This is a genomic window from Bacillus sp. DE0042, from assembly GCF_007680225.1.
Lineage (GTDB): Bacteria > Bacillota > Bacilli > Bacillales > Bacillaceae_G > Bacillus_A > Bacillus_A wiedmannii.
Window position 1 is genome coordinate 1 of the sequence record NZ_VEJP01000031.1, and the last position, 455, is coordinate 455.

The 455-nt window shown below is 37.4% G+C and carries 1 protein-coding gene; it reads left to right on the forward strand.

What is annotated here, in order from left to right; genetic code table 11:
• Nucleotides 1–455: IS6 family transposase (locus FS802_RS30690; RefSeq protein ID WP_144525696.1), on the forward strand; the 455-nt coding region annotated here is incomplete at both ends.

Genomic DNA, 455 nt, shown 5'->3' on the forward strand with positions numbered 1-455 from the left:
CCAACCAATGATTCTTGGCGAGTCGATGAGACGTATGTGAAAGTCAAAGGTCAATGGATGTACCTATATCGTTCCGTTGATTCAAAAGGAAGTACGATTGATTTTTATTTAAGTAAAACAAGAGATCATAAGGCTGCAAAGCGCTTTTTCAAGAAAGCTTTGCGGTCTTTTCATGTTTCAAAGCCCCGTGTTATCACAGTAGACAAGAACCCAGCCTATCCTATGGCAATTGAAGAGTTGAAGAAAGAGAAAAAGATGCCCGTAGGCATCCAAATAAGGCAGGTAAAATATCTTAATAACATTGTGGAACAAGACCACCGGTTTATTAAAAGACGGGTTCGTTCTATGTTAGGATTAAAGTCATTTAAAACAGCAATCTCTATATTGAGTGGTGTTGAAGCCATGCATATGATTAAAAAAGAACAGATTGATTTACGAGATCAGTCTGTTCAAAA